The 24,732-nt window shown below is 73.5% G+C and carries 29 protein-coding genes; 12 read left to right on the top strand and 17 right to left on the bottom strand.

What is annotated here, in order from left to right; all coding sequences use genetic code 11:
* Positions 1 to 6 precede the first annotated feature (6 nt).
* Positions 7 to 627, top strand: coding sequence for a TetR/AcrR family transcriptional regulator (locus T328_RS24130; protein ID WP_496498243.1), 621 nt, complete (start codon positions 7 to 9; stop codon positions 625 to 627).
* A 94-nt stretch (positions 628 to 721) separates the two neighbouring features.
* Here the strand turns inward: T328_RS24130 and T328_RS24125 are convergent, their stop codons facing one another.
* Together T328_RS24125 and T328_RS24120 are read right to left on the bottom strand one after the other, a co-directional pair.
* Complete coding sequence (locus T328_RS24125) at positions 722 to 1,042, bottom strand: AzlD domain-containing protein (RefSeq protein WP_496498242.1); 321 nt, start codon at positions 1,040 to 1,042, stop codon at positions 722 to 724.
* Positions 1,039 to 1,917: an AzlC family ABC transporter permease gene (locus T328_RS24120; protein ID WP_496498241.1), complete on the bottom strand. Its 879-nt coding sequence runs from the start codon at positions 1,915 to 1,917 to the stop codon at positions 1,039 to 1,041. Before T328_RS24120 ends, T328_RS24125 begins: the two co-directional genes overlap by 4 nt.
* A 76-nt stretch (positions 1,918 to 1,993) precedes the next feature.
* On the opposite strand from T328_RS24120, the gene T328_RS24115 reads away from it, so the two are divergent.
* Entirely contained in the window at positions 1,994 to 2,554 is a 561-nt protein-coding gene (locus T328_RS24115; RefSeq protein ID WP_496498240.1) for a helix-turn-helix domain-containing protein, read from the top strand.
* Positions 2,555 to 2,641: 87 nt separating this feature from the next.
* On the opposite strand, the gene T328_RS24110 is transcribed toward T328_RS24115, so the two are convergent.
* Both T328_RS24110 and T328_RS24105 read right to left on the bottom strand, forming a co-directional pair.
* Positions 2,642 to 3,529 (bottom strand): TNT domain-containing protein, encoded by an 888-nt coding sequence (locus T328_RS24110; protein WP_496498239.1) that lies wholly within the window; start codon positions 3,527 to 3,529, stop codon positions 2,642 to 2,644.
* A 203-nt stretch (positions 3,530 to 3,732) separates the two neighbouring features.
* On the bottom strand, positions 3,733 to 4,395 hold the full coding sequence (locus T328_RS24105; RefSeq protein WP_496498238.1) for an arsenate reductase/protein-tyrosine-phosphatase family protein: 663 nt from the start codon (positions 4,393 to 4,395) through the stop codon (positions 3,733 to 3,735).
* Positions 4,396 to 4,561: 166 nt separating this feature from the next.
* On the opposite strand from T328_RS24105, the gene T328_RS24100 reads away from it, so the two are divergent.
* Positions 4,562 to 4,993, top strand: a complete 432-nt coding sequence (locus T328_RS24100; protein ID WP_496498237.1) for an SseB family protein — start codon at positions 4,562 to 4,564, stop codon at positions 4,991 to 4,993.
* A gap of 106 nt (positions 4,994 to 5,099) precedes the next feature.
* Here T328_RS24100 and T328_RS24095 read toward each other — a convergent pair whose 3' ends face one another.
* The 6 genes from T328_RS24095 to T328_RS24070 form a co-directional block, all read right to left on the bottom strand.
* A complete protein-coding gene (locus tag T328_RS24095) occupies positions 5,100 to 5,504 on the bottom strand; it encodes a DUF6221 family protein (RefSeq protein ID WP_496498236.1) in 405 nt (134 codons plus the stop codon).
* A gap of 84 nt (positions 5,505 to 5,588) precedes the next feature.
* A complete protein-coding gene (locus tag T328_RS24090) occupies positions 5,589 to 6,035 on the bottom strand; it encodes a DUF7144 family membrane protein (RefSeq protein ID WP_496498235.1) in 447 nt (148 codons plus the stop codon).
* A 117-nt stretch (positions 6,036 to 6,152) separates the two neighbouring features.
* Positions 6,153 to 6,734 (bottom strand): potassium channel family protein, encoded by a 582-nt coding sequence (locus T328_RS24085; RefSeq protein WP_496498234.1) that lies wholly within the window; start codon positions 6,732 to 6,734, stop codon positions 6,153 to 6,155.
* Positions 6,731 to 7,528: a family 1 encapsulin nanocompartment shell protein gene (locus T328_RS24080; RefSeq protein ID WP_496498233.1), complete on the bottom strand. Its 798-nt coding sequence runs from the start codon at positions 7,526 to 7,528 to the stop codon at positions 6,731 to 6,733. Before T328_RS24080 ends, T328_RS24085 begins: the two co-directional genes overlap by 4 nt.
* Entirely contained in the window at positions 7,525 to 8,562 is a 1,038-nt protein-coding gene (locus T328_RS24075) for a Dyp-type peroxidase (protein ID WP_496498232.1), read from the bottom strand. The genes T328_RS24080 and T328_RS24075 overlap by 4 nt, the downstream gene beginning before the upstream one ends.
* Before the next feature lie 300 nt (positions 8,563 to 8,862).
* On the bottom strand, positions 8,863 to 9,237 hold the full coding sequence (locus T328_RS24070; protein WP_496498231.1) for a DUF6401 family natural product biosynthesis protein: 375 nt from the start codon (positions 9,235 to 9,237) through the stop codon (positions 8,863 to 8,865).
* 194 nt (positions 9,238 to 9,431) lie between these two features.
* On the opposite strand from T328_RS24070, the gene T328_RS24065 reads away from it, so the two are divergent.
* A complete protein-coding gene (locus tag T328_RS24065; protein ID WP_496498230.1) occupies positions 9,432 to 10,460 on the top strand; it encodes a glycoside hydrolase family 6 protein in 1,029 nt (342 codons plus the stop codon).
* A 90-nt stretch (positions 10,461 to 10,550) separates the two neighbouring features.
* On the opposite strand, the gene T328_RS24060 is transcribed toward T328_RS24065, so the two are convergent.
* Both T328_RS24060 and T328_RS24055 read right to left on the bottom strand, forming a co-directional pair.
* A complete protein-coding gene (locus T328_RS24060; protein WP_496498229.1) occupies positions 10,551 to 12,464 on the bottom strand; it encodes a hypothetical protein in 1,914 nt (637 codons plus the stop codon).
* Positions 12,465 to 12,685: 221 nt separating this feature from the next.
* Complete coding sequence (locus tag T328_RS24055) at positions 12,686 to 13,378, bottom strand: haloacid dehalogenase type II (protein ID WP_496498228.1); 693 nt, start codon at positions 13,376 to 13,378, stop codon at positions 12,686 to 12,688.
* A gap of 265 nt (positions 13,379 to 13,643) precedes the next feature.
* Here T328_RS24055 and T328_RS24050 point away from each other — a divergent pair, with 265 nt between their 5' ends.
* Positions 13,644 to 14,660, top strand: a complete 1,017-nt coding sequence (locus T328_RS24050) for a lytic polysaccharide monooxygenase auxiliary activity family 9 protein (RefSeq protein ID WP_496498227.1) — start codon at positions 13,644 to 13,646, stop codon at positions 14,658 to 14,660.
* Positions 14,661 to 14,903: 243 nt separating this feature from the next.
* Here the strand turns inward: T328_RS24050 and T328_RS24045 are convergent, their stop codons facing one another.
* The gene (locus tag T328_RS24045) at positions 14,904 to 15,527 is read right to left on the bottom strand and encodes a TetR/AcrR family transcriptional regulator (protein ID WP_496498226.1); all 624 of its coding nucleotides are present in this window, start codon (positions 15,525 to 15,527) and stop codon (positions 14,904 to 14,906) included.
* 120 nt (positions 15,528 to 15,647) lie between these two features.
* Here T328_RS24045 and T328_RS24040 point away from each other — a divergent pair, with 120 nt between their 5' ends.
* Both T328_RS24040 and T328_RS24035 read left to right on the top strand, forming a co-directional pair.
* Entirely contained in the window at positions 15,648 to 16,175 is a 528-nt protein-coding gene (locus T328_RS24040) for a nuclear transport factor 2 family protein (RefSeq protein ID WP_496498225.1), read from the top strand.
* Positions 16,172 to 16,411 carry a heavy-metal-associated domain-containing protein gene (locus tag T328_RS24035; RefSeq protein ID WP_496498224.1) on the top strand — a complete coding sequence of 80 codons (240 nt, stop codon included), beginning with the start codon at positions 16,172 to 16,174 and terminating at the stop codon, positions 16,409 to 16,411. The genes T328_RS24040 and T328_RS24035 overlap by 4 nt, the downstream gene beginning before the upstream one ends.
* Before the next feature lie 50 nt (positions 16,412 to 16,461).
* On the opposite strand, the gene T328_RS24030 is transcribed toward T328_RS24035, so the two are convergent.
* A complete protein-coding gene (locus tag T328_RS24030; RefSeq protein WP_496498363.1) occupies positions 16,462 to 17,022 on the bottom strand; it encodes a MarR family winged helix-turn-helix transcriptional regulator in 561 nt (186 codons plus the stop codon).
* 97 nt (positions 17,023 to 17,119) lie between these two features.
* Between T328_RS24030 and T328_RS24025 the strand changes: the two genes are divergently transcribed.
* The 5 genes from T328_RS24025 to T328_RS24005 all read left to right on the top strand — a co-directional run bounded on the left by T328_RS24025 (position 17,120) and on the right by T328_RS24005 (position 21,160).
* Positions 17,120 to 18,553: an MFS transporter gene (locus tag T328_RS24025; RefSeq protein WP_496498223.1), complete on the top strand. Its 1,434-nt coding sequence runs from the start codon at positions 17,120 to 17,122 to the stop codon at positions 18,551 to 18,553.
* Positions 18,554 to 18,696: 143 nt separating this feature from the next.
* On the top strand, positions 18,697 to 19,494 hold the full coding sequence (locus T328_RS24020) for a thymidylate synthase (RefSeq protein WP_496498222.1): 798 nt from the start codon (positions 18,697 to 18,699) through the stop codon (positions 19,492 to 19,494).
* Positions 19,491 to 19,997 (top strand): dihydrofolate reductase, encoded by a 507-nt coding sequence (locus tag T328_RS24015; RefSeq protein ID WP_496498221.1) that lies wholly within the window; start codon positions 19,491 to 19,493, stop codon positions 19,995 to 19,997. The genes T328_RS24020 and T328_RS24015 overlap by 4 nt, the downstream gene beginning before the upstream one ends.
* Positions 19,998 to 20,210: 213 nt before the next feature.
* Complete coding sequence (locus T328_RS24010; protein WP_496498220.1) at positions 20,211 to 20,810, top strand: hypothetical protein; 600 nt, start codon at positions 20,211 to 20,213, stop codon at positions 20,808 to 20,810.
* Between the two features lie 11 nt (positions 20,811 to 20,821).
* On the top strand, positions 20,822 to 21,160 hold the full coding sequence (locus tag T328_RS24005) for a hypothetical protein (RefSeq protein WP_496498219.1): 339 nt from the start codon (positions 20,822 to 20,824) through the stop codon (positions 21,158 to 21,160).
* Between the two features lie 320 nt (positions 21,161 to 21,480).
* On the opposite strand, the gene T328_RS24000 is transcribed toward T328_RS24005, so the two are convergent.
* From T328_RS24000 to T328_RS23990, 3 genes are all read right to left on the bottom strand, one after another.
* On the bottom strand, positions 21,481 to 22,257 hold the full coding sequence (locus tag T328_RS24000) for a DUF4232 domain-containing protein (RefSeq protein ID WP_496498362.1): 777 nt from the start codon (positions 22,255 to 22,257) through the stop codon (positions 21,481 to 21,483).
* Between the two features lie 223 nt (positions 22,258 to 22,480).
* Complete coding sequence (locus T328_RS23995; protein ID WP_496498218.1) at positions 22,481 to 23,464, bottom strand: glycoside hydrolase family protein; 984 nt, start codon at positions 23,462 to 23,464, stop codon at positions 22,481 to 22,483.
* A 522-nt stretch (positions 23,465 to 23,986) separates the two neighbouring features.
* The gene (locus T328_RS23990; RefSeq protein WP_496498217.1) at positions 23,987 to 24,613 is read right to left on the bottom strand and encodes a class I SAM-dependent methyltransferase; all 627 of its coding nucleotides are present in this window, start codon (positions 24,611 to 24,613) and stop codon (positions 23,987 to 23,989) included.
* Positions 24,614 to 24,732 lie beyond the last annotated feature (119 nt).

Here is a 24,732-nt window from a genome sequence, read left to right as displayed (position 1 = left end):
ACGGTCATGCCGCAACACCGACGTGAGCAGCAGCAAGAGGACCCCCGGGGCGCCAAGCCCGGTCCCGGCAAGCGCCGGCTGAGCGCGCGGGACTGGGCGGACGCCGCCCTCGCCGCGATCGGCGAGCGCGGCCTCGCCGGGGTCGCCGTCGAACCGCTCGCTGCCCGGCTCGGCACCACGAAGGGCAGCTTCTACTGGCACTTCGCCAACCGCGGCGCGCTGGTCGAGGCGGCGCTCGCCCGCTGGGAGGAACTGAGCACCGAGGCCGTCATCGCCGAGACGGAGCGCGAGCCCGACCCCGAGCTACGGCTGCGCCGGCTGTTCGGGTACGCGGTCGGGTCCGCGCCGTCGGATCCGCTGGAGCTGTCCCTGCTCACCGCCGTCGACCAGCCGCAGGTCGCCGAGGCGCTGCGCCGGGTGACGGAGCGCCGGATCGGTTATCTGGCGGAGGTCTTCGCGGAGTTGGGCCTCGCGCCGGCCGAGGCGCGGCTGCGGGCGACGGCCGCGTACACGACGTACCTCGGGCACCTCCAGCTGAACCGGACGGTGCCCGGCCTGCTGCCGTCCGGCGCCGACCGCGACCCGTACCTGAACGCCGTGCTGGACACGCTGCTGCGCCGCGACTGACGCGGCGGCCGTCGACACGGCTGATGCGGCTACTGATGCGGCTACTGATGCGGCGACTGATGCATCGGCCGATACGGCACCCGCCCCGCCCGGCTCAGTCCACGCCGCACAGCCGCAGCCCCGCCGCCGTGGCCGCCGCCGCGACGACCACGACGACGAACGGCACCCGGCGCCACGCCAGGACGCCGCCGACCGCAACGCCCGCGGGCCGCGCGACCCCCGCGAAGCCGCCGTCGTCGAGCAGCGCCTGCGTGCCGACCAGGGCGGTGAGCAGCACGATGGCCGCGACCGTCATCAGCCGCTCCACGCGCGGCTCCAGCCGTACGCGGGTGCGCAGCGCGGGGCCGGCGAAGCGGAAGGCGAACGTGCCCGCGCCGAGCACGAGGACGGCGGCCACCAGGGTCGTCGCGGTCACGGAACACGCTCCTCGTCGTACGGACCGGCCCCCGGCCCGTCATCTCCACCACCCGGCTCTCCGGCCCCGGACGCCTCCGCGCCGCCGGCCGCCGATCCGCTCTCCGGCACCGGCGGACCGCCCTCCGACGCACCGCCCTCCGACCACGCGCCGTCGCCGGCCGCACCCTCACCGGCCCCTGCCCCGGTCGCGGCCCCTGCCCCGGTCCCCGCCACCGCCAGCCCCGCAAGCGCCAGCAACACCGGCACCCCCGCCGGCAGGAACGGCGCCGCCGCCAGCGCCACCCCCAGCCCCACCAGCGCCGCCCGCCGCGTACCCGCCTCCCGCAGCGACGGCAGCACCAGCGCCAGCAGCACCGCCGGGAACGCCGCGTCCAGCCCGAAGGCGTCCGTGTCGCTCACCGCCGTACCGCCCAGCGCACCGAGCGCCACCCCGGCGTTCCAGCACACGAACAGCCCGGCGCCGCACGCCCAGTACGCCGCCCGCCGCCGCTCCGGGTCGCGTTGGGCCAGCGCGAACGCCACGGTCTCGTCGATCATCAGGTGGCTGCCGACGAGGCGGCGCAGCCGCCCGCCGCCCAGCGCGTCGCCGACGGTGAAGCCGAACGGCACGTGCCGCGCGTTCACCAGCAGTCCCGCCGCCACGGCCGCCAGCGCGGTGCCGCCGGAGGCGATGATGCCCACGAACATGAACTGCGCCGCCCCCGCGAAGACCACCACCGACAGCAGCACCGGCAGCCACAGCGGCAGCCCTTCACCGACCGCGATGGCCCCGAAGGAGACGCCGACCAGCGTGTCCGCGGCGCAGACGAGCGCGATGTCGCGGACGAGGTCACGGGAGAGGCCGCCGCGGAGGGTTCGCCATATCGAACGCATGGCTGCCATGCTGAACATCCGCTAGCCTGTTCGTCAAGCCGAATAAACGACCGACAGAGCGAACGGAGCACGCGCCATGCCCCAGAGCGGCGGAGCCCCCCTCGACGCCATCGCCGCGTCGCTCCAGCGCGAGCGCCGCCGCACGGGGCTCACGCTGACGGAGCTGGCCCGCCGGGCCGGCATCGCCAAGTCGACGCTCTCCCAGCTGGAGTCCGGCACCGGCAACCCGAGCGTAGAGACCCTCTGGGCGCTCAGCGTCGCGCTCGACGTGCCGTTCGCCCGGCTCGTCGAGCCGCCCCGCCCCCGCGTGCAGGTCATCCGGCGCGGCGAGGGCCCGTCCGTGCCCTCCGAGCGCGCCGACTACGCCGCGACGCTGCTCGCCTCCTCCCCCGCCCACGCGCGCCGCGACATCTACCTCATCACCGTCCAGCCCGGCCCCCCGCGCCGCTCCGACCCGCACTCCCCCGGCGTCATCGAGCACGTCGTGCTCAGCAGCGGCCGGGCCCGGGTGGGCGTGGCGGACGAGCCGGTCGACCTCGAACCGGGCGACTACGCCTCCTATCCCGCCGACGTACCGCACGTCTTCGAGGCGCTGGCCCCGGACACGGTCGCCGTCCTCGTCTCCGAGCACCACTGACGGCCCGTAGCGCGGCTCCCGAAGAATCTCCGCGCCGCGCGGTCACCTCTCCCCGCCGGGCTCCGCGGCCGGGGCCGGGGGCCGGGGTCATGCAGGAGCCAGATAGCCGTGCTCCAGCAGCCAGGTGACGTTGAGGCGCTGCCCCTCGCCCGGGTCGAGGAAGACCGGGTCCAGCTTGATCTGCTCGCCCCCGCCGGGCTGTTCGAACCACGGCGCGACCGCGCCCTGCCAGACCCAGAAGGGCTTGGTGACCTGGTAGACGCGGTAGTCGCAGGGTGCGGCGGGGTCGCGGGTGTGGAGGTTCTGCGGGGGCAGCGCCCGCTCGGAGTAGTGGTCACCGGCGGGGGCCAGGTAGCCGCCGGACTCCGAGCCGAAGCGGTCGAGCAGCTGGCCGTGGACCAGGCGGGTCGCCTCCCGGTCCACTTTGCCGTTGACCTCGGCGAAGCCGTCGTTCGGCGGGTACTTCCAGCCGCCGCCGTCGGCCGGGCCCGTCCAGTACTTCTCCAGGAACGCGGCCGGGGTGAGGGAGCCGGTCCGCCGCCAGCCCTGCAGCAGCGGGCCGACCCGCGGCTCCCACCAGCGCGGCAGGTGCTCCGGCCCCAGCCGGGCATCGCCGAGGTGCTCGCCGGTGCAGACGGGCTCGTCCCGCAGGGCGGCTCCGCCGGTGGCGCTGGCGGACGCGGAGGCGGGCGCGGTGGCGGAGGCGGGCGCGGTGGCGGAGGCGGGCGCGGTGGCGGAGGCGGGCGCGGGCGCGGTGGCGGACGCGGGTGCGGTGGCGAGCGCGGTGGCGGTGGCGGGCGCCGGGACGTCGGCCGGAGCCGCGGCGGGAGCAGCGGCCGGGACGGCGGGAGCGGCGGCGGCCGGGACGTGGCGGACGAGCGGGGCGTGGGTCGTGGGGTCGGGGTGCCCGGCGGTCACGGCCGCGGCGGGGCTGCCGGTGAGGCCGGCGGCGACGGCGAGCACGGCAAGTGCCATGCGTAGGGTGCGGGTTCGCGGCACGGTGGGGGTCCTTCACGCTCTGCGGACGGCGGCCTCACCATGATCCGCAGCGCGGGCGTCGGGCCCGCCGACCAACACGCGCACCGCCACCCGCCCTTCGGGTGAAGCGGAGCGCCGCGGTCCGTCAGTCACGGTCCGTCAGCTGCGGGCCGCCGGTCGCGAGCCCCCGCCCCCGGCCGTCAGTCGCGGGGCGGGATCCCCAGGTCCGCGAGGAGTTGGCGGACCCGGCGCTCGATCTCGTCCCGTAACGGCCGCACCTCCGCCACCGGCCACCCGCGCGGGTCGTCCAGGGGCCAATTGACGTAGCGCTTGCCGGGGAACACCGGGCAGGCGTCCCCGCAGCCCATCGTGACGATCACGTCCGCCGCCCGGACCATCTCGTCCGTCCACGCCGTGGGGACCTCGGCCGAGATGTCGATCCCGCGCTCCCCCATCGCGGCCACCGCGGCCGCGTCGACCGCGGCGCCCGGGGCGGAGCCGGCCGACCAGGCCATCGCGCGGCCCTCCGCCAGCCGGGCCGTGAGGCCCATCGCCATCATGCTGCGGCCCGCGTTCTGCACGCACAGGAAGAGCACGACGGGCGGCCCGTCGCGGCCCGTCCCCTCCGCCTGGACCAGCGCCCGCAGCCGGCGACGCGCGTAGCGCTCGGTCAGCCGCGGCCATTCGTCGGGCGCGTCGCCGCGCACCGCGATGTCGCCGTACGCGCCGTACAGGAAGCGCTCGATGGTCTCCTCGCCGAACACTTCGCGGAACTCCGCCCGTAATCTCTTGGCGGCGGTGTGCAGCGCGAGGCGGTGACCGGCTCTGGGATCGAAGTGTGTGTAGCCCCCGGGGTCGTCCATCGCCGGATTATGGTCCCTTGCGGGCGCGCGCACACCCGGAACGACTCGGTCAGCCCCGCAACGGGAGTGACAGAGGGGGCACGTTCGGCGCTGTACGGGGTAGGCAATGCCGCGGGCGGGCCGGAAAGGACCACGCGTCGCGGCACACCGGAGGAAGCGAAGGACCATGACCGAGGCACCGCAGGGGAACGACCCGTCGACCACTCAGCGGGCGCTGGAGGCACTGGCGACCGACGCCAAGGACCCGGCGGCGCTGCACGCGCTGGCCCACAGCGAGGTGCTCGTGCCCGTGCCGGACGAGAGACCGGGCGCGCCGGAGGAGGGCGCGGAGCCGGCGCAGGCCGGCGCAGAGGAGACCATGATGCTGCCGGTGATGGAGCAGCCGAACGGGGACCGGCTGGTGCCCGTCTTCACCTCCGAGTCACGTATGGGGTACGCGCTGCCGTCCGTCGAGAGGTACCGCAAGCTGCCGCTGGTGCTCCTGGCCAACGCCTGGCCGTCGGACGAGGTGTCTCTCACCATCGACGCCGGCAGCCCGGGCGCGCTGACGCTGAGTGCGGCGGGGGTACGCACCCTCCTTGGCCGCTCCGGCGGCTGAACCCCGGGGCCGGCGCGCCCGTTGCTCAGCCCGGGGCCCGGCGGCCCGCCCGCCGGGTCCGCCCGCCGGCCCGGTCCGCCCGCCGGCCATCCGCCGGCCCGCGGGCTCACGGCCCCGGCGCCGGCCGCCACACCTCCCGGTACTCCGGATGCCGCTGGTACGGCAGCGCCAGCGTCGCCACGACATGGACCATCGCCGTCGCACAGCCGTCCAGCCGGGCCGCCTCCAGGGCCTCGGCGGGTTCGACGCCCACGCCCGCGGCGGACATCCCGGCGATCCGGTGCCCTGCCTCCGCGGCGATCAGGGACCACCGCTCGCAGTTGTCCACGACCGCCTGCTTGGCGTTCAGCTCGGCGACCTCCCGCTGCCAGTGCTGCCACCGCTGCTCGACCGCGGTCCTGCGCTGCTCCGCGTACCGGTCGCGGAGGAACGTGACTAACTCCTGCGCGCGGTGGGACGGCTCGCGGAAACCGTTGTTCATGTCTGCGGCGCTGACGATGCACACCTCCACGTGTCGGTACTCCCGTACATCAGCGTCGCGATGCGGAAAGGTGTCACACCCGGCGTACCGGGGAGCGCCGCGGCCCGTGCCGCCTCAGACGAGCGACCTGGAGCGGTCGGTGCACAGCGCCCAGATCACGAAGACGGCGATGGCGATGTTCACGATCGCCCACACCGGCCGGTACGGCAGCCACGCGAAGTTGGCGATCACGGCCAGGGCCGACAGCCCGACGCCGAAGATACGGGCCCATTCGGTGCCCCGCAGGATGCCCAGGCCGGCCAGGGCGACGACGACGCCGAGGGCCAGGTGGATCCAGCCCCAGGCCGTCAGGTTGAACTCGAAGGTGTAGTCGCCCTGCCGGATGTACACGTCGTCGTGCGCGATGCCCGCAATGCCCTGGAGCACCGCAAGGACGCCGTACACGAGCATCAGCACCCCGGCGAACACCGTGCCGCCCGTCGCCCACGGGCTGGGGCCGCGGCTCGACGGGGTGGGGGTCGTCGGCGTGGTGCCGCGGGTGGAGGCGGTGGGCGTGGTCATCGGAACACACTCCTTACCGAGGGCCGCCCGAAGGGCCGGCCGGGAGTTCCAGCATCGCGCCGGGGTCGCGGCCGGACGATCCCGTGGGGGCCATACGGGTGAACGGCCCGGCGTGCCTCACGTCTGCCCGGCGCCCCCGCCGTGCCGCTCACCGAGCGCCCGGCGCACCCGGCTGCTCAGCGCCGTCGCCGCGGCGGTGAGGAAGACGAAGCTGTACGTGATCTGCCCCATCACCAGGATCCGGGCCGTCTGCCCGCGCGCGGTGATGTCGCCGTAGCCGACGGTCGCCACGGTCGCGACCGTGAAGTACAGCGCGTCGACCCGGGTCCGCAGCCCGTGGAACTCCGCTGACTGCCGGGCGATCGCGCCGTACGCGGCGGCGAAGACGAGGATCGAGGCGATCATCAGCAGCGGGATGGTGAACCCGGGACGGGCGTGCGGCACGTCCAGCAGCACCGCCCGGATCTCGCGGAGCAGCATCACGGTGACGGCGCCAAGCGCCACCGCGAAGAGCGTCCAGCTCAGCTCGGGTCTTTCCGCGCCCAGCAGGTGCAGGGGCAGCAGGAAGTACGCGACGACCATGAGCACCACGGGCCCTATGTCGCGCAGCCAGGACAGCAGCGGGTTCCGGCGGCACTCCGGGCCGCCGTCCCGGCCGCTGCCCCGGGTACCGTCCTCGTCGTCGCGCACGTCGTTCATGCCCGCAGGACGACGATCGCCTCGTCCGTGTACGTCAGGAACGTCAGCGTCTCGTGCAGGTACAGCTGCACGGTCTTCGCGTCGTGCGCGGTGTACCCGATGGCCAGGTCCTCGCCGAGGCGCAGCTCGAAGTCGCCCCCGCGGGTGGACAGCGCCAGTCCGCCGCTCATGGCCGGCGCCCAGATCAGCTCGCCGTCCAGGAGCCGCGAGATGTGCTCGGCGACCGGGTAGCCGTGGTCCGCGGTCTCGCTCACCTCTGTGTACGCATCCGCGCCGAGCAGCAGCGAGTACGGGCCGCCGACGCCGGCCAGCCGCAGCGCGGACAGCGCCTGGCTGACGGTGTCGGGGTAGTCGCGGACCTCGGCCGGCAGGCTCATCTCGGGCAGCGAGGCGCGCGTCCGCAGGCCGTCGATGCCGCCGGCGGCGTACCCGTCGGCGATCATGCGGTCCTCGGCGAACGCGGCGGTGCGGGCGGCGTCCTTGACCGGCTGCCAGTCGGAATCCCGGGCGCCGCGCTCCACGTCGTCCACGGCGTCGCGGCCGACGGTGAACGGCACCCGCAGCTCGATCAGCCGCTGCGCCGCGCGCAACCGCGCCGTCGCGCCCGGCGCGGGCGGCGCGATCTCCTCCAGGTGCCCGGTGCCCACGGCGGCCAGCTCCGGACCCTCCGGGCCGGTGACGTCCACGACACGGCGGCCGGCGACATGCCGGCGGAAGGTGCGCCGGGCCTCCTCCTCGATCTCCGCCCAGGACGCCGGGGTGATCGGAGCGAGTTCGCGGTGCAGGTTGTTCATCGTGCGGGTGCTCCTTTGAGGCCGCCGATCCCCAGGGAGCCGTCGCCGGCGGCCGGGGGGTCGGGTACGGGGTCCGGGTCGGCCGCCACCGCCGGGAGGGGGGCGGTGGGCCGGTCGGGGAGGTCGTCGAGGAAGTCGGCGGCCGGGGCGAAGAAGAGGCAGCCGGTCACGGCCGTGGAGAAGTCCAGGATCCGGTCGTACGCGGCGGGCGGCCGGCCGAGGAACATGTTCTCCAGCATCTCCTCCAGCACCCCGGGCTCCCGCGCGTAGCCGATGAAGTACGTGCCGAACTCGCCGTCGCCGACGGAGCCGAACGGCATGTTGTCCCGTACGACCTCGCGCTCCTCGCCGTCGGCGCCGGTGATCGTGTTGAGCGCGACGTGCGAGTCGTCGGGCAGCGCCCCCTCCGGCAGCTCGGTGTTGCCCAGCTTGGTACGCCCGATGACCCGCTCCTGCTCCTCGGTGCTCAGCGCCTCCCAGGCGTCGAGGTCGTGCAGGTACTTCTGCACCATCACGTAGCTGCCGCCGGCGAACCGCGGATCCTCGGCGCCGGTGAACACCGCCGCGCCGGCCGCCTGCCCTTCGGGGTTCTCCGTGCCGTCCACGAAGCCCAGCAGGTCGCGCATGTCGTAGTACTTGAAGCCGTGCACCTCGTCGGCCACCTCGACGGCGTCGCCGAGCTGGGCGCACAGCCGTCGGGCCAGCTCGAAGCAGAGGTCCATGCGCCGGGAGCGGACGTGGAAGAGGACGTCGCCGGGGGTGGCGACGGCGCGGTGGCGCGCGCCGGCCAGCTCGCGGAACGGGTGCAGACCGGCCGGGCGCGGGCCCTGGAAGAGCCGGCCCCAGACGGCGGCGCCGATGCTCGCGACGCACGTCAGCCGGTCGTCGGGGGCGCCGAAACCCACCGCGCGCTGCAGCGCGGGGAGGTCTTCGAGGACGTCGCGGACGGTCTCCTCGCCGCCGGGCGCGACGGTGACGACGAGGAAGACGGCGGCGGTCGCGGGCGGGGCCAGCACGGGCTGGGGTTCGGGCACGGTCCCTCCTGATCGCCGGGGCATTCGTGACGATACGGGACGTAACCGACGCAGCAATCCGGCGGCGGCCCGCGTTCACCCGCCCGCCACGGCGATCACGGCCCGCCGCTGATCGCGGTCCTCGCGGCGGGGCGGTCGTGGGCGTCGGCGGCGGTCTGGTCACGCCGATGCGGGAGCGCTGGGAGCGCTGGCTGACGGCCGCCGAGCGGGTGTCGGTCAACACGCGGGACAGCGTCTCGACCACGGCCCGGCGGCGGGTACGGGCCCGGGCCCGGCGCCGCCGGCCGGACGGGGCGCCGCTCAGCCGGACAGCAGGTCGTACTCGCGGATCAGCCAGCAGACCGCCGTCAGCCTCAGCACCGCGAAGTCGTACCCGACCGGCTCGCGCCAGTCGCTCTCGGCCAGCACGTCGGTGAAGCCGACCACGTAGTCCGTCAGATCCTCGCGCCGCATCCGCTGCGGCGCGCAGACACGTTCGATCCGCTGCGGCAGGAGGTCGTGCCAGGGGCGGCGCTGCCGGGGCGCCAACGCGTCGCGTACGGCCGCCGCGTGCTGGTCGACGGCCGCGACCAGCCCCGGTTCGAAAGCGAACTCCGACAGCCGGGGCAGGTACCTGGCGGCGACGGCGGTCAGCGGGCAGCCGACGGCCTCGTCCTCGGGTCCTCCCACGTCCACCGCACGACTGTAACCCGGATCCCGCGGGCCGCCGGGCGTGACGTCCGTCCCACACCCGCCCTCCGCCACGCGCACGGTGTTTCCAACCCGGCGGTCCGCCACTATGCTCCGGCATCGCATGGGAGCGCTCCCATACGCATACCTCCCACCCGGAGGCCACCGGTCTCCGGCAGACGCGACAAGGACGGACCACCATGCGCGCACGCATAAGGCGCCGATTGCACCTCACCACCCTGGCCGGCCTCCTCGGCGCCGGCCTCACCCTCGCGGCGCTCGCCACCGTCGCCCCGGCGACGGAGCCCGACACCGGCCGCGAGGCCGAACCGCGGGCCGCCGCCGACGCTGCGGCCGACACCGCAGCCGACACCGCCGAACTGCCCGGGCCGCTGTACATCGACCCCGAATCCCAGGTCCAGGAGTGGACGGCGGCCAACGCCGGTGACTCCCGGCAGCCGGTCATCGCCGACCGCATCGCCTCCCAGCCGCAGGCCCGCTGGCTCGCCTCGTACAACCCCGACACCGTGCAGCAGGAGGTCGCCGACTACATGGCCGCGGCCGGCGACGCGCTGCCCGTGCTCTCGGTCTACGGCATCCCCAACCGCGACTGCGGCGGCGCCAGTTCCGGCGGCGCCCCCGACCTGCCCTCGTACCAGAACTGGATCCAGCTGATCGCCGACGGCCTCGGCGAACACCCCGTCGTGATCATTCTGGAGACCGACGCGCTCGCCCTGGAGGACTGCCTCGACCAGTCCGGCCGCGACGCCCGGCACGCGGCCCTGCGGGAGGCCGTCACCACCCTGAAGTCCGCCGACCCGCAGGCCCACGTCTACCTCGACGGCGGCCACTCCGGCTGGCACGAGCCCGCCGACCAGGCCGCCCGGCTGTCGGCCGCCGGGGTCGCGGAGGCGGACGGCGTGTTCACCAACGTCTCCAACTTCCACACCACCGCCGACGAACTCGCCTACGGCAAGCAGATCCTGTCGGCCATCGGCGACCCCGACCTGAAGCTGGTCGTGGACACCAGCCGCAACGGCAACGGCGCCAACGGCGACGAGTGGTGCGACCCGGCCGGCCGCGCGCTGGGCGAGAACCCGACGCTGTCGGCCGGGGACGACGCCGTGGACGCGCTGCTGTGGGTCAAGCCCCCGGGCGAGGCGGACGGGTGCGCGGCGGCGGCGGGACAGTTCGTCCCGGACCTGGCGTACGCGCTCGCGACCAACTGAGTCCGGCGCCGACCGGATCCTGCGCGCCGCCGGCGCGCACAGCCGGACCGGTCCGGGGCGGCCGCCACCGCCCCGGACCGGTTCCGGCTCTCAGGGGTAGATCAGCGACTCGTAGCCCGCGCGCACGTCGGACTCGGAGGACTTGACGTAGACGTCGGACGGCGGGCCGCTGTCGATTCCGTAGTACGTGTACTCCAGGGTCGCCGGGCAACTGGAGCCGCCGATCTCGACGTTCGTCTTCTTCACCAGCTTGCCGGTGCGCAGCTCGTAGACCCGGACCGGGATCTCGCGGTTCCTGAACGACACGTTCGCGACCCCGCCGGGGGACAGGTGGTCGTTGTACGGGCAGGTCGCCGCCGTGGACCCGTACGACGAGGCGCCCGCACAGATCACCACCACGGCGTCCTTCGGGCCCTTCGCCTTCCAGGAGGACGGGAGCTTGGAGCGGTGCGTGCTCTGCCCGTAGAGCAGCGCGCGGTGCGGGCCGTTGCCGCGGTAGGGCTCGGCGCCGCGGTACGGGGCCGGCTTCTTGCAGTACGCGGGCTTGCCGCCGTAGTCCGGCGGCTCCAGCAGGCCGGTTACGTTGTCGAGCTGGATGGCCAGTTCCGCGCGCTCCACGCCGTCCTCGGCCGCACCCGCCAGCTCGTGGTCGGGGTACTCGTCGAGGAGCTGACGGTATTGCGTGCGGGCCCCCTCCCAGGTGTCGCTGGCCATCAGCTCGTCGCCGCAGTCGACGATCGCGGCGGGCGCGACCTCGGGTACGACGTCGGCGGCCCGGTCCAGCCCGTCGTCGCCGCTCTCGCGGTGCGCGAGCCAGTCGGTGACCTCCTTGGTCTGGCAGGCGTTGTCGGTGGGCAGCTCACCGAGGAATTCGTCGAGCGCGTCGTCCACGTCGTCGCTCCGGTCCTCGGCGCCCTTGTCGCCCGTGAACTCGTCAAGGACGGTGCCGAGATGGCCGAAGCCCGCGCTCAGCGCCCCGGCGTCGCCGGTCAGTCCGTTCTCCAGCTCGTCCTCCGCCTGGGAAAGGAGGAGGTCGGCCCGGCGGCTGTCGGCGCCCTCCCAGAGGGCGTCGGGGTGTTTCGCGTACGCCTGGAGGGTGCGGGCGCCGCCTACGCGGTCGTCGTCCGCCTGGCGCTCGGCCTTCAGCAGCAGCTCGCACGCCTCGGTGCTGTCCTCGGCGCGGGCGGTCAGCGGGGCGTCGGCGAGGCGGTGGCCGAACCAGAGGCCGTCGAGGTCGGAGACGGCCTGCGCGCACTCGCCGGCGCGGTGGGCGTCGGCGGCGTTGTCCTCGATGCGGGAGGCGTCGAGGCGCAGCGCGGTGCAGGCGAGGATGACGGGCGCGGCGACGGCGAGGGCGACGAGCCGGTCCCGGCGCGCGTTCACGGGCGGGGCGGCGGGCTCCGCGGGGGACGGGTCGGAGGGCTCTGCGGCGGAGGCGGCGGCCAGTGCCGGGAGGGTGGCGGCGGTCTGGGCCGGCGCCGGGGGCTGCTCCGATGCCGCGGCCTGCGTCGGCTCCGTGGCCTCCGGCGGCTCACCCGCGGACTGCGTCGGCCCCGCGGCCTGCGGGGACGCACCCGGCGCGGCGGCTCCGCGGCGCGGCAGGCGACCGCCGGCGAGGTACCAGCCGTGCACCGTGACGCCGATCCACCACGCCAGCACGACGCCCTGGAACCACCCGTTGCGCCCGGCCGTCGCCAGCAGGATGACGAGCACGACCGACACGGCCGCGGTGCCGACGGCGATCCGGGGACGCCGGAGCATTCCGTAACCGACGCCCAGCAGCGAGGCGTTGGCGAGCCCGACGGCGTACGGGTCGCGGGGCCGGGCGGGCGCGGGCGGCGGTGGCGGCACCAGTGCGGCGTACAACGGCTCCGCGGGCCCGAACCCCGACTGCTCGGGATCGGACGCCGACTGCTCGGGTCCGAACGCCGGCTGCTCGGGATCGGACGGCGACTGCCCGGGGCGGGAGGGCGGCTCGCCGGGCATCGGAGGAAAAGCTTCCATCGTGGTCCCTTTCTCGGGCGAGCCACCTGCGGCCGTCTCCCATCCTCGGCGATACGGCCGGGAGGGGTCCCCGAACGACCACCCCCCGGCGGGCACTTCGGCCGCCAGAAGGATCGTGGCCCACCGAAGCCCCGCCGCCCAGGGGGATGTCGGGCGCGTATGCGGGCTCGTGTACGGGCGCGTATGCGCCAGCCGCCCCCGCCTCTTCACCGCCGTGCGCGCTACTCCCCCGTCAGCGCCGCCACCAGCCCGTCCAGCCCGTCGAAATGCCGGTCGAAAGCGTCCGTCTCCGCGGGCGGATCGCCGCCCGGGCGCGGGACGTACGCCGTCCGCAGGCCGTTCCGCTGCGCCGCCCGCAGGTCCCAGGCGTGGGCGGCGACCATCAGCACCCGCTCCGGCGGACATCCGGCGGCCTCGGCGGCGAGCCGGTAGACCTCCGGCGCCGGTTTGTAGGCCCGTACCGCCGCGCCGGACAGCGCCTGGTGCCAGCGCAGCCCGCCGTGCGCGGCGAGGCGCAGCAGCGTGGGAGCGGAGGCGTTGGAGAGGCCGGCGACGGGGAAGTGGCGCGTGAGGCGGTCGAGTCCGGCGGCGGAATCGGGCCACGGGGGCAGCCGCCGGGTCGCGGTGGCCAGCCGGGCGCGGGTCTCCAAGTCAGTGATGCCGGCGCGTTCGGCGACCAGTTCGACGGCCTCGCGGTCGACGGTGTCGCTGTCGGCGTACGGGCGCTCCCCGCGGGCCATCCGCCCCTGCTCGGCCTCGACGTGGCCCTGCCAGAGGGCGAGCAGTTCGCCGACCGCCGTATCGCCGGCGGCAGGCACAGCGGCGCCGATCTCCGCGCGGAGGCCGCCGGGTTCGTCGACAAGCGTGCCGAGGACGTCGAAAACGACGACCTCGGTGTCGCGGCTCTCGGGCATGTGTCACTCCTGTTCACGGCAGGGCTGTCGAGACCGACAACAACGCCGCCGCCCGGCCCATGCCCGTAGTTCCGGCGACAGCGGTTTACAGCGGTGTAATACCGCGCTACCGTCAGTGGGAGCGCTCCCATTGACCTGTTCACGACGAACGTGAGACCCCCTGCCAGGTCGTCGGACGCCGATCCCGGGACGGCTCGGCGGCCCGTCACGCGGACCAGGGTCGCGGGCTCTCGCGTCAGCGCTCAGGGAGAACCCGAAGGAGACCATGACCATGGCTGTCCAACGACTCGTCCGCGCCGGCCGTTCGATCCGCCTCAAGCGCACGCTCGCACTCGCCGGGGTCGCGGGCGTCGCGACCGCGGCGCTCGCGGTGCCGACGCCCGCCTCGGCCCACGGCGTCGCGATGGAGCCCGGCTCGCGTACGTTCCTGTGCTACAAGGACCTGCTCGCGAACGGCGACACGCAGATGCCGTCGAACCCTGCGTGCGCGGCGGCGGTGGAGGCCGCCGGCACGACGCCGCTGTACAACTGGTTCGCCGTGCTGGACTCCAACGCCGGCGGGAAGGGCGAGGGCTACGTGCCGGACGGCACGATCTGCAGCGCCGGCGACCGCAGCCCGTACGACTTCTCGCCGTACAACGCGGCCCGTGACGACTGGCCGGTGACCCACCTCACCGCCGGCGCGACCATCAACCTCCAGTACAGCAACTGGGCCCACCACCCGGGCAAGTTCGAGGTCTACATCACCAACGACGGCTGGAGCCCGACCCAGCCGCTGGCCTGGGGCGACCTGGAGCACCTGCAGACGGTCACCGACCCGCCGCAGGAGGGCGGCGCGGGCTCGGACGGCGGGCACTACTACTGGGACTTGCAGCTGCCCCAGCGCAGCGGACAGCACATGCTGTTCATCCAGTGGATCCGCTCGGACAGCCAGGAGAACTTCTTCTCCTGCTCGGACGTCGTCTTCGACGGCGGCAACGGCGAGGTCACCGGCCTGACGCCGGGCGCCCTGTCGGCGGACGAGGTACGGGAGCTGGGCGGCGACCAGCAGAACAGCAAGGCCGACCCGGTGCACGGCGACCACGGTGACCACGGCGCCACGGGCAAGCAGGCGCAGGCGGTGGAGACGCTGAACGAGGGCGAGTCGAACCTCGCCGCCACCTCCGAGGACTCCTCGGCGGTGCTGCCGGCCGCGCTGGCGGGCGCGGGCGCGGTGATCTTCGCGGGCGGCGCGCTGGTGTACAACCAGCGGCGGAACGCGCCCGGGAGGCAGCAGGGCTGACGGCGCGCTGGACAGCGCGCTCAGCGGCGCGCCCGACGGCGTACTCGGCGGCGTACTTTGCGGCGCACAGGAAGGGCGCCGCAGGCAGGCGCCGTCCGAGGACGCCGCCGGAAGGCGCCGAGCGGGGTCGGACCTGACGGGGCGTCCGGCCCCGTCAGCCCGGCCCGCGGGCCGGGCTGACGGGCCTGGCCCGCGGGGCCCATCACGACCTCCCGGCCAGTTGCCCGTTACCGGGACACGCTCCTAGCTCTCCACCCCGTACAGGCGCAGGACCCCCGTGCGCAGGGCTTCCGCCGCCGCGGCCGGGGTCATCCGGCCGGCGGCGACCTCCGCCCCCGCCGCGTGCCCGAGGGCGACGGTGGCGGCGGCCAGCCAGCGCGGCTCGGCGTCCCGGTCGAACTCTCCCGACTCCTGCCCGCGGCGGGCGATCCGCTCCAGCCGGTCGATGATCGGACGGTGCTGCTCGCGCTCCTGCCGGCGGTCCGCGGGGGGCGGCTCGGCGTGCCGAAGGCCGGGGTAGCGGTCGGCGATCTCCCAGCTGACGTCGAGGAGCCGCAACAGCCCGGTGGCGGCGGGGAGTTCGTCGAGGCGGGCGGAGTCCAGCGCGGCGTCGGTCTCCGCGGTGACGCGGTCGAAGACGGCGGTGAGCACCTCGTTGCGCGAGGGGTAGTGGGCGTAGACGGTCTGGCGGGTGACGCCCGCGGCGGCGGCGATCGCCTCGACGCTGGCCTCCGGCCGCTCGCCGAGCAGCCGGACCGCGGCGTCCACGATGGCGGACCGGCTGCGCTCGGCGTCGGCGCGGCGGCGGCGCGGGGAGGGGCGGTCTCCCGTGGACCCCGTGGGTTCCTTGGCTCCCTTGGAGGGCAAAGTCATACACCTTGTCAAAGTTAGGTCGGGTGTTATATCTTACATAATGTAAGAGATAGCGCCCACGGGGTGCTACCTCGCCGATGCGCGCGGGCACGTCCCGCCCGGGGGGAGAACGACATGGCAGCCCGTGAGGTAACCGACGAGACGACCGGCGGGACGACCGGCGGGACGACCGGCGAGCAGCCCGGCGAAGGGGCCCGCGGGCCGGTCGGCGGGTTGGCCGGCGGTCGGACGGCCCGGCAGTTCATGGCCGAGTTCTTCACGTCCTTTACGCGCGAGATCGTGGCGGACGGCGGCGACCCGGGCCCGGTCGTCGACCGTTACTACACACCGGATGTGGTGCAGACCGCGAATGGGATCCGGATCGACCGGGACCGGCTGGTGGCCCACGTCCGCCCGGTCCGGAAGAACCTGTCGGACTTCGCGTTCGAGGTGCACGAGGCGCTGCGGGACGGGGAGCGGATAGCGGCCCGCATCACCATTCACGCCACCGACCGCAGGGGGCGGCGCACCGCCACGGAGGTCCATCTCTTCGGCGAGCTGGCCCCGGACGGGCGGATACGTCGTACACACCAGCTCAGCCGGACGGACAAGGAACCGGTGACGACCGGCGAAGCACCGAACGAGAAGGGGGAGGGCCCGTGATCGAGTCCCGTCACACCGTGCTGGGCATGGTGTGCGGTCACTGTGCGGAGATCGTCGGCGAGGAGATCGGCCGCGTCCCCGGCGTCACGGACGTGCGCGTGGACATAGCGGCCGAGATCGTGGTCGTCCGGGCGGACCGCCCGGTGCCGCGGACACACATCCACGCCGCCGTCGAGGAGGCCGGTTACACCCCCGGCCCTCCGGGGCGGGACCCGGGAGTGCCGACGTACTCGTAGCGGCGTGCGGGTGGTCAGCCGGCGAAGCCGGCCGTGATGCGGGTGAACTGTCAAGCCCCCGCCCCCGCCGAGTCCGCCTCGTCGGACGGGCCGGAGTCACCGGGGACGCCGGCCCCCTCCCCCTCGGCCGCCCCTCCGTCGGCGAGCGCGACGAAGTCGTCGACCATCCGGTGGAACAGCTCCGCGAGCCGCCGCAGGTCCTCCGGCGACCACTCCGCCAGGGCCACCTGCATCCCCTGGCACGCCACCTCGCGGATGCGCCCGATCGCCTCCCGCCCGGACTCGGTGAGCCGGATGCGCTGCGCCCGGCGGTCGTCGGGATCCGGGACGCGACTGACGTACCCGGCCTTCTGCAGCTGCTGCACCTGCCGCGTCACGTGCGACGCCTCCACCCCCAGCTGCCCCGCCAGCTCGCCGAGGCGCAGCGGCTCGGAGTCCTCCAGCTGCCGTAGCAGCGCCACCGCCGCCCGGTCCAGCGGCACCCCGGCCAGCGCCATCAGCCGGTCGTGCTGCCGGACCCGGCTGCTCAGATACGCGATGCGGCTGAGGGCGCGCTCGATCTCGGCCGCGTCCGGGGAGACGTGGACGGCTGCTGGTGACCGGAAGGACATAGGCATCCCTTTACAAGAAGTTTGCTTGACTCAACTAAGTGCAACATGCTTGCGTAAGTCAAGTAAAGCCCACTTCCCGTCGCAGGAGTCCACCCCGATGACAGACACCGCCGCCACGCTGGCCGAGAAGGGTCACGCCGACCGGCCCGGCCAGGCCGGCCCCGGCCTGACGCTGCTGGCGCTGGGCAGCGCCGGCCTCGTCGTATCGCTGCAGCAGACGCTGGTGCTGCCCATGCTTCCCCAGCTCATGCGGACGTTCGACATCTCGGTCGCCGCCGTCTCGTGGGTCTTCACCGCGACGCTGCTCGCGGGGGCGGTCGCCACGCCGCTGCTGTCGCGCTTCGGCGACATGTACGGCAAGAAGAAGATGATCTCGGTGACGATGGCGCTGCTCGTCGCCGGCTCCGTGATCTGCGCGGTGTCCGACTCCCTCGCCGTACTCATCGTCGGCCGCGCGCTCCAGGGCACCGCCGCGGCCGTCATCCCGCTGGCCATCGGGATGATCCGCGACTCCTACCCGCGCGAGCGGGTCACCACCGCCATCGGCGTCGTCAGCGCCACCCTCGGCGTCGGCGGCGCGGTCGGCATGCTCGTCACCGGCCTCATCGCCGACCACACCGACTCCCACCACCCGGTCTTCTGGATAGCCGCCGCCATGGCCGTCGTCGGCCTGCTGTTCGTGCTGTTCTGCACCCGCGACTCCGGCCGCCGCGCCGGCGGCCGTCCCGACCTCCTCGGCGCCGGCCTGCTCGGCGGCTGGCTGGTCAGCCTGCTGCTCGGCATCAGCCAGGGCAACTCGTGGGGCTGGACCGACACCCGCATCCTCGGCCTGTTCGCCGCCGCGGTCGTGCTGTGCACGGTGTGGGTGGCCGTCGAGCTGAAGGTGCGCGAGCCGCTGGTGCGGCTGCAGATCCTGGTCGGCCCCAAGTCGCTTTCGGCCAACCTCGCCTCGCTGCTCCTCGGCTTCTCGATGTTCGCGGCCTTCACCCTCATCGCGAACTTCATCCAGACGCCCGAGGACCAGGTGGGCTACGGGCTCACCGGGTCGGTGCTGGACGTCGGCCTCTACATGCTGCCCAGCACCTTCACCATGCTGATCTTCTCCGCTCTCTCCGGCCGCCTGGAGGCCCGGCTCGGCGCCGCCTGGACCCTGGCCCTCGGCTCGGTCGTCGCGGGCGTCGCGTACATCTGGCTGGCGCTCATGCACGACAGCGCGCTGGACATCATGATCTTCAGCGGCATCCAGGGCCTCGGCATCGGCATCGCCTACGCGGCCCTCGGCACGCTCGCCGTCCAGCACGTGCCGATGGACCAGAGCGGCATCGCCAGCGGCATCAACTCCCTCGTCCGCACCGCCGGCGGCAGCATCGCCAGCGCGGCCACCGCGGCGGTGCTGGCGGCGCAGGTCATCGACGGCACCGAAGTGCCGACCGTGGACGCGTACGTCCTCTGCTTCGTCATCGCCGGCATCTCGGCGGGCGCGGCGGCGGTCATCGCCGCGGTGCACGGGGTGCGGCACCAGCGCGCGTAGGGCGGCGGCCCCGGGCGCCGATGCCGTACGGCGCCCGGGGCCGCGTCGCGTCGCGTCCTTCGCTTTGCGTCGCGTCGAGGACCGGCGGTGGCGGCGGTTCCGTATCGCGGTCTGCCTGGTCGGCGGCAGTACACTCGACCGCTGTGGCGGACACCCAGTACGAAGACCTGTTGCGACTGGTGCTCACCTCCGGGACGGCCAAGGCCGACCGGACGGGCACCGGCACCCGAAGTGTCTTCGGGCACCAGCTGCGGTACGACCTCTCCCAGGGGTTCCCGCTGATCACCACCAAGAAGGTGCATCTCAAGTCCATCGTGTACGAGCTGCTGTGGTTCCTGCGCGGCGACTCCAACGTGGGCTGGCTGCAGGAGCACGGCGTCACCATCTGGGACGAGTGGGCCGGACCGGACGGCGAGCTGGGCCCCGTCTACGGCGTGCAGTGGCGTTCCTGGCCCACCCCGGACGGCAGGCACGTCGACCAGATCAGCGACGTCCTCGACACCCTGCGCCGTAACCCCGACTCCCGCCGGATGGTCGTCTCCGCCTGGAACGTCGCCGAGCTGGGCGACATGGCGCTGCCGCCGTGCCACGCCTTCTTCCAGTTCTACGTCGCCGGGGGCCGGCTCTCCTGCCAGCTCTACCAGCGCAGCGCGGACCTGTTCCTCGGCGTCCCGTTCAACATCGCCAGCTACGCCCTGCTCACGCACATGGTGGCGCAGCAGGCCGGCTTCGAACCGGGTGATTTCATCTGGACCGGCGGCGACTGCCACATCTACGACAACCACGTCGAGCAGGTGACGGAGCAGCTGTCGCGCAGCCCGTACGAGTTCCCGAAGCTGCGGCTGCGCCGGGCCGACTCGCTCTTCGACTACGCCTACGCAGACGTGGACGTGGACGACTACCGGCACCACCCGGCCATCAAGGCCCCGGTCGCGGTATGAACACAGGGCTCATCTGGGCACAGACCCGCGACGGCGTGATCGGGGCGGACAACGCCGTTCCGTGGCGGCTGCCCGAGGACATGGCGCACTTCAAGGCGACCACCCTTGGGCACCCGGTGGTGATGGGACGCAGGACGTGGGATTCGCTGCCGCCGCGGTTCCGCCCGCTGTCCGGCAGGCGCAACATCGTGGTGACGCGCGACCCACGGTGGGCCGCCGACGGCGCCGTACGCGCCGGGTCCGTGGCCGAGGCCCTGGAACTGGCCGCCGCCGAGCCGGCGGAGCCGGCCGCGTCCGACACGGTGTGGGTGATCGGCGGCGGGGAGGTCTACCGGGCCGCGCTGGCACACGCCACGACGCTGTCGGTGACGGAGATCGACACGACGATCACCGGCGACACGTACGCGCCGGTGGCGGGCCCGGAGTGGCGGGTCGCCGAGGACGGCGGGTGGCAGGTCTCGCGGTCGGGGCTGAGGTACCGGACCCGTAGCTTCACGAGGTAGGCGGCCGAAACGTACGGCCACCCCTGCCGAGGGTGGGCGCGCCGGGCAGTGACGCTGTTTACGCCGGGGACATCGGCGTAGAGGGCATCGCCCCAATCTGGTACTACTGGAACGTCGCCGTCTCCTGAGATCCGTGTCATCACGGACCGCGGGTGTGATCAACGTGGCTCGGCAGCCCGTGACACCGCGAGCGAGACCAACCAAACTGACCACATGGACGCAGAACCCAGGAACGTGGACCTTGCCTCACGCAAGGCAGCTTACTTGAACTACGCCGGGCAGTTTAAGAGGCGACTAGACCTGTTCCGCAGAGCTGGCATCCATGCGACCCTGACCATCGATGCAACCCCGCAGGAGACGGAGGAACTGCTCTCTGAAGCACGGCGGGTATGGAGCGAACCTGTCGAAGCTTTCGGGCCGGCAGAGGAACTTGTTCGCAAGTTGGGGCCTGTCTCCGTGGTGGAGAGCATCGATAGGCTGTCCACCGAGCTGACCGATTACCGCACCGTGGTCCACGAGGCGATCGTGGCGGATAAAGAGTCACGCGATGCTCGCATACGCGCGGCCCGATCAGCTTACGAGCCAACCTATCGCGCATATCTGGAATTTCTCTACGCTGCCACCGACGTCATCGGCGACGACGACGTGCTGCGGCTTCGGATTCTAGTCGACCAGCACCTTCTCGTAACTCTGGATCTAGTGCGGTATCGACCTGGTCACACGTCCGGCGCATGCAATCCACTATCGTTCTCGGATCGGTCACCAGCGCGGTCCACAACTGCGCTGGGCGAGAATCCGAGTTCGATGGCATAAGGTGTCGGAGGATGGTACCCGTGGACGTGGACGAGACCCGGGACAAGTACGTCGAACGCTTCCGTTTCCTCGCACGCGACGGGCTTGAGGAACTCTTCGTCCCGGCGCAACCCCCGGGCTTCGCGGGCGGGCGGCTGGAGCACTTCGCCGTCGTGGCCAGAGGGCTGTCAGTCCACGCGGAGACCCACTTCTCCTTCCGTGGCCACCGCTTCCGCTACGAGCGACGGATCTGGCCGCCCGACTTCCCGCTGGAGATAAAGACCGCCCTCTACGTCGAACACCTGAGGGAACGAGTCCTCACCGGCCGATACGAGGCCGGGGTGGACCCGGAGGCAGCCATCGACATATAGGGCACGCATAGAAGGTGGGTCTTGATCGTCAGATCATCGCGGCTCGCGGCGGAAACTCCCCCTCCTGATCCGGTTTCACCGTCGGCGGTCGCCGTCACCGAGCTTGCGGTCACTCCCATCACTGCCGCAGTGCACACAGCAGAGATTGCCAAGGCGCGCGCATCGCGCCCCCCAATCATCGTGCACGGTTGTCGGATTGACGGCTTCTTGTCTGCCGTCTCATCGATGTCACTGGGCGGGCCTACCCTTGGATGGGAGTGCGGGGTTGATTGGTGGCTGACCGGGGTTCACCGGTGGTCTGACCGCGGGCGTGGTTCGGGTCAGCCGGGCTTCTGCCAGGCGCCGACGCCGAGTTCTCCCGTCGTGCCGAGGTCCAGTTCCGGCGTCACCGTCACCGGCGCGGCGCCGGCCTTCGCCCACACCCGTACGTACGGGACGTTGACCGCCTCACCCGCCTTGACGGTGTTGCGCCACACCAGCAGGGTCATCGCCCCCTCCCCCGGCCGCAGCGCCAGCGCGCGGGGCGGGTTATCGGCGCCGGTGCCGGAGGCGATCGCGGCGCCGCCGCGGTGGATCCGTACGCCGGAGACGACCTCGTGGTCCTCGTCGAGGAGTTGCAGGCGCGGATAGCCGTTCAGCCGGTGGACGCCGGTGCCGCAGTTCTCCAGGTGCAGCCCGACGACGCGCAGGCCCATCGCCGCGTCGCCCCTGTCGGCGTACAGCCGCACCCCCGCGGGCGGGCACGGCCCGCCTGTTGACGGCGCCTCGTCCGCCGGGACGCTGTGCACCTCGCCGATCTGCACCTGCGTCGCACCGCCGGGCGCCATCGGCTCGGCGACGTCGGCCTGCGCCGGCACGGTGCGGCCGGCCGGCACCGACTCCACGGTCTTCTCCGGGTGCGACAGCACCTCGCCGGACGGGTCCCGCACCTCGAAGGTGACCGTGTACGTCATCGCCTCCGACCCGCGGTTGGCGATCTCGAAGTCCACGCGCTCGGGCTCCGCGCCGTCCGCCGCCGTGTGGACACGGGTGATGGCCACGCCGTCGACCTCGACCGGCGACGGGTCGCCGGGCGCGGTCGGGGCCCCGGCGCCCACGGTCGCGTCGGCGGTCCCGGTGCCGCACGCGGCGAGCGGCAGCACGGCGGCGAGGGCGAGCGGGACGAGACGGCCGCGAGAGTCGAGAGGGCCGAGAGGGCTGGTGCGGAGTAGGCGGGTCAGCCAAGTCGCGGGGCGCATCCGCCCAGTCGAGCAGGACGGATGTCCCCCCGGCTGTGACCGGCGTCACTCCGTCGGACACAGCACGGTCACAGTTGCGGGTTCAGCTCACCGGCACGCGCGCCAGGCGGAGTTCGTGCGCACCGTCGGGGCGCGCGGCCTCGAAGTAGATGTGCCACGTCCCGTCGGCGACGACCGCGTCGACGTAGCGCAGCGAGCCGGTGCCGTACGGGACCGTCGCCCACGGTCCCTCGGTGCTGAGCCGGTGCCAGGTGCGCAGGTCGTGGGAGAGCGCCAGGCCGCAGCGCTCCTCGTAGTTCTCCTCGTGGGAGGCGGCACCGTCGTAGAAGGCCAGCCAGCCGGCCCCGGGGCCCAGCGGGACGGCGCAGTTGAGCCGGGTCTGGAAGGCGTCCCAGCCGCTGCCGGTGGGCATGACCTCGCCCTGCCAGGCGAAAGTCGCGCCGCCGTCGATGGAGACGGCGAGGCCCGTGGGGTGGGTGGTGACGCCGGTGTTGTAGATGTCGGCGGTGGCGTGCGCGCGGGCGGCGTCGGCGGCGGAGAGCCCGGCGCGCGCGTAGCTGGCGAAGAGGTAGGTGAGCGGTCCGTGCCGGAGGGTGTACGGGTCCTTGACCCCCTCGGTGCCGGTGCCGGCGGCCGTGAGCGCGGGGCGGACCTCGGCGACGTCGAAGGCGTCGGGTGCGGCTGCATCGACGACGTCGATGCGCCAGCGCGCGTCGGCGGGGTCGACGTAGCTGAGGTAGAGCTGGTAGCCGCCGGGGCTGGGCAGGAGGCTGAAGCGCTCCATCGAGTCGGTCCCCAACTGCCGGCTCTCGACCGTCCACACGTCGGTGAAGTCCACCCCGTCGTCGCTGACGGCGACCGCACAGCGCCAGCCGCGCTCGCCCCCGGCGTGGCCGCGGGGGCGCCGGCGGCGGTACGTGAGCAGCCAGCGGCCCCGCTCCGGCTCGTACAGCACCCCGGGGCAGCCGGTCCAGTACCCGGCTTCGGGGGCCTCGGGGAGCATCACGACCTCCGCTTCCGCGGGGTCGAAGGGGGGCAGGGGCGCGCTGGTGCGGTGGGTCGGCATGCCGGCCAGCGTCTCAGATCAGCTAAGCGAACCCGTGCGAACTGTGGGGTTCGGTGTGGGTTGTGTCCACCTGGGCGGGGTGGCGTGGGCGTGGAGATGGAATCCTGCGCCGAGTGCTGCTCCGCGTGGCCGGTGGCCGGTGGTGGGTGTGCTGATCGTGGTCACGTCCTGGTGCCGGTGGGCTGCGCGGGGCAGCCGGGTCCGGTCCGTTGGTGCGTGTCCCTCCGGACGCTTTCCGGCCGGGCCGGTGGGCCTGACCGGGGAGGGAATCCCGCGTCGCCTGGGCGCGGGACGGTTGGGACGTGGGCGGGTGGGGCCGGTCTTCGACCGGTCGGTCCGGCTGGTCTTCGGGGTGGCTGTGATGACGGCCTTGGCTTCGAGTTTGTCGATGACGTTGCGGATCGTAGCCCGCGCAACGTGACGGGCAGGTGAACGCGCGCGCCGGCGGGGCCGGTCAGCGGGCGCGGAGCCGGGTCAGGGGTCCGGCCACGGGCCCGGTCAGGGGGCCGGTCAGGGGCCCGGTCAGCGGGCGACGGCCGGGGCCGGGGCGCGCCACGTGAGGGTGTAGCGGCGCAGTACGTGGCGGCGGTAGCGCACGCCGGGGAGGAGCCGGCGCGCCTCGGCGCGGACCTCGCCGTAGCTCATCCGCGGGTCGGCGGCCGGCATCCCGGCCGGGCCGGTGGCGCGGCGCAGCACCTTCGTGACCCGTACGACGGGCGCGGCGGCGACCAAGAAGGCCCAGTCCGCGAGCGTCGCCTCGCGGGCGAGGCCGGCGACGACGAGGACGCCGCCCGGGCGCAGCAGGTCGCGCATGCGGGCGAGGGCGGCGGCGAAGTCCATGTGGTGCACGGCGGAGACCGAGCAGACGAAGTCGTACGCCGCGGCGGGCAGGTCGGCTGTGAGGAAGTCGCCCTCGACGAAGCCGATCCCGGGCCGGCCGGCGGACAGTTCGCGGGCCCGGGCGACCATCTGCGGGGAGCTGTCGACGCCGGTGACCCGCTGCGCGCGGGCGGCGAGCTTGCGCGCGAGGAGGCCGTCGCCGCAGCCGACGTCGAGCGCGTCGCGGCAGCCGTCGGGGACGGCGCGCAGGATGCCCGGGTGGCGGGCGACGTTGGTGTTCCAGTACGGCGTGAGGTCAGATCCCTGCATCGGGGCATGGTACGTACGGCGGCGCAGAGGGCACGTACCAGGAGCGTACGGCCCAGAGGAAACCGATCGCGGGCGCGGGCAGCCCGCGGCATACGGGCGCGGGCGCCCCCGGGCCGTAG

It is taken from the genome of Streptomyces sp. CNX435, from assembly GCF_059570575.1.
Note: the sequence above shows the minus strand (reverse complement) of the source record. Positions and strands in the feature narration are given on the sequence as shown.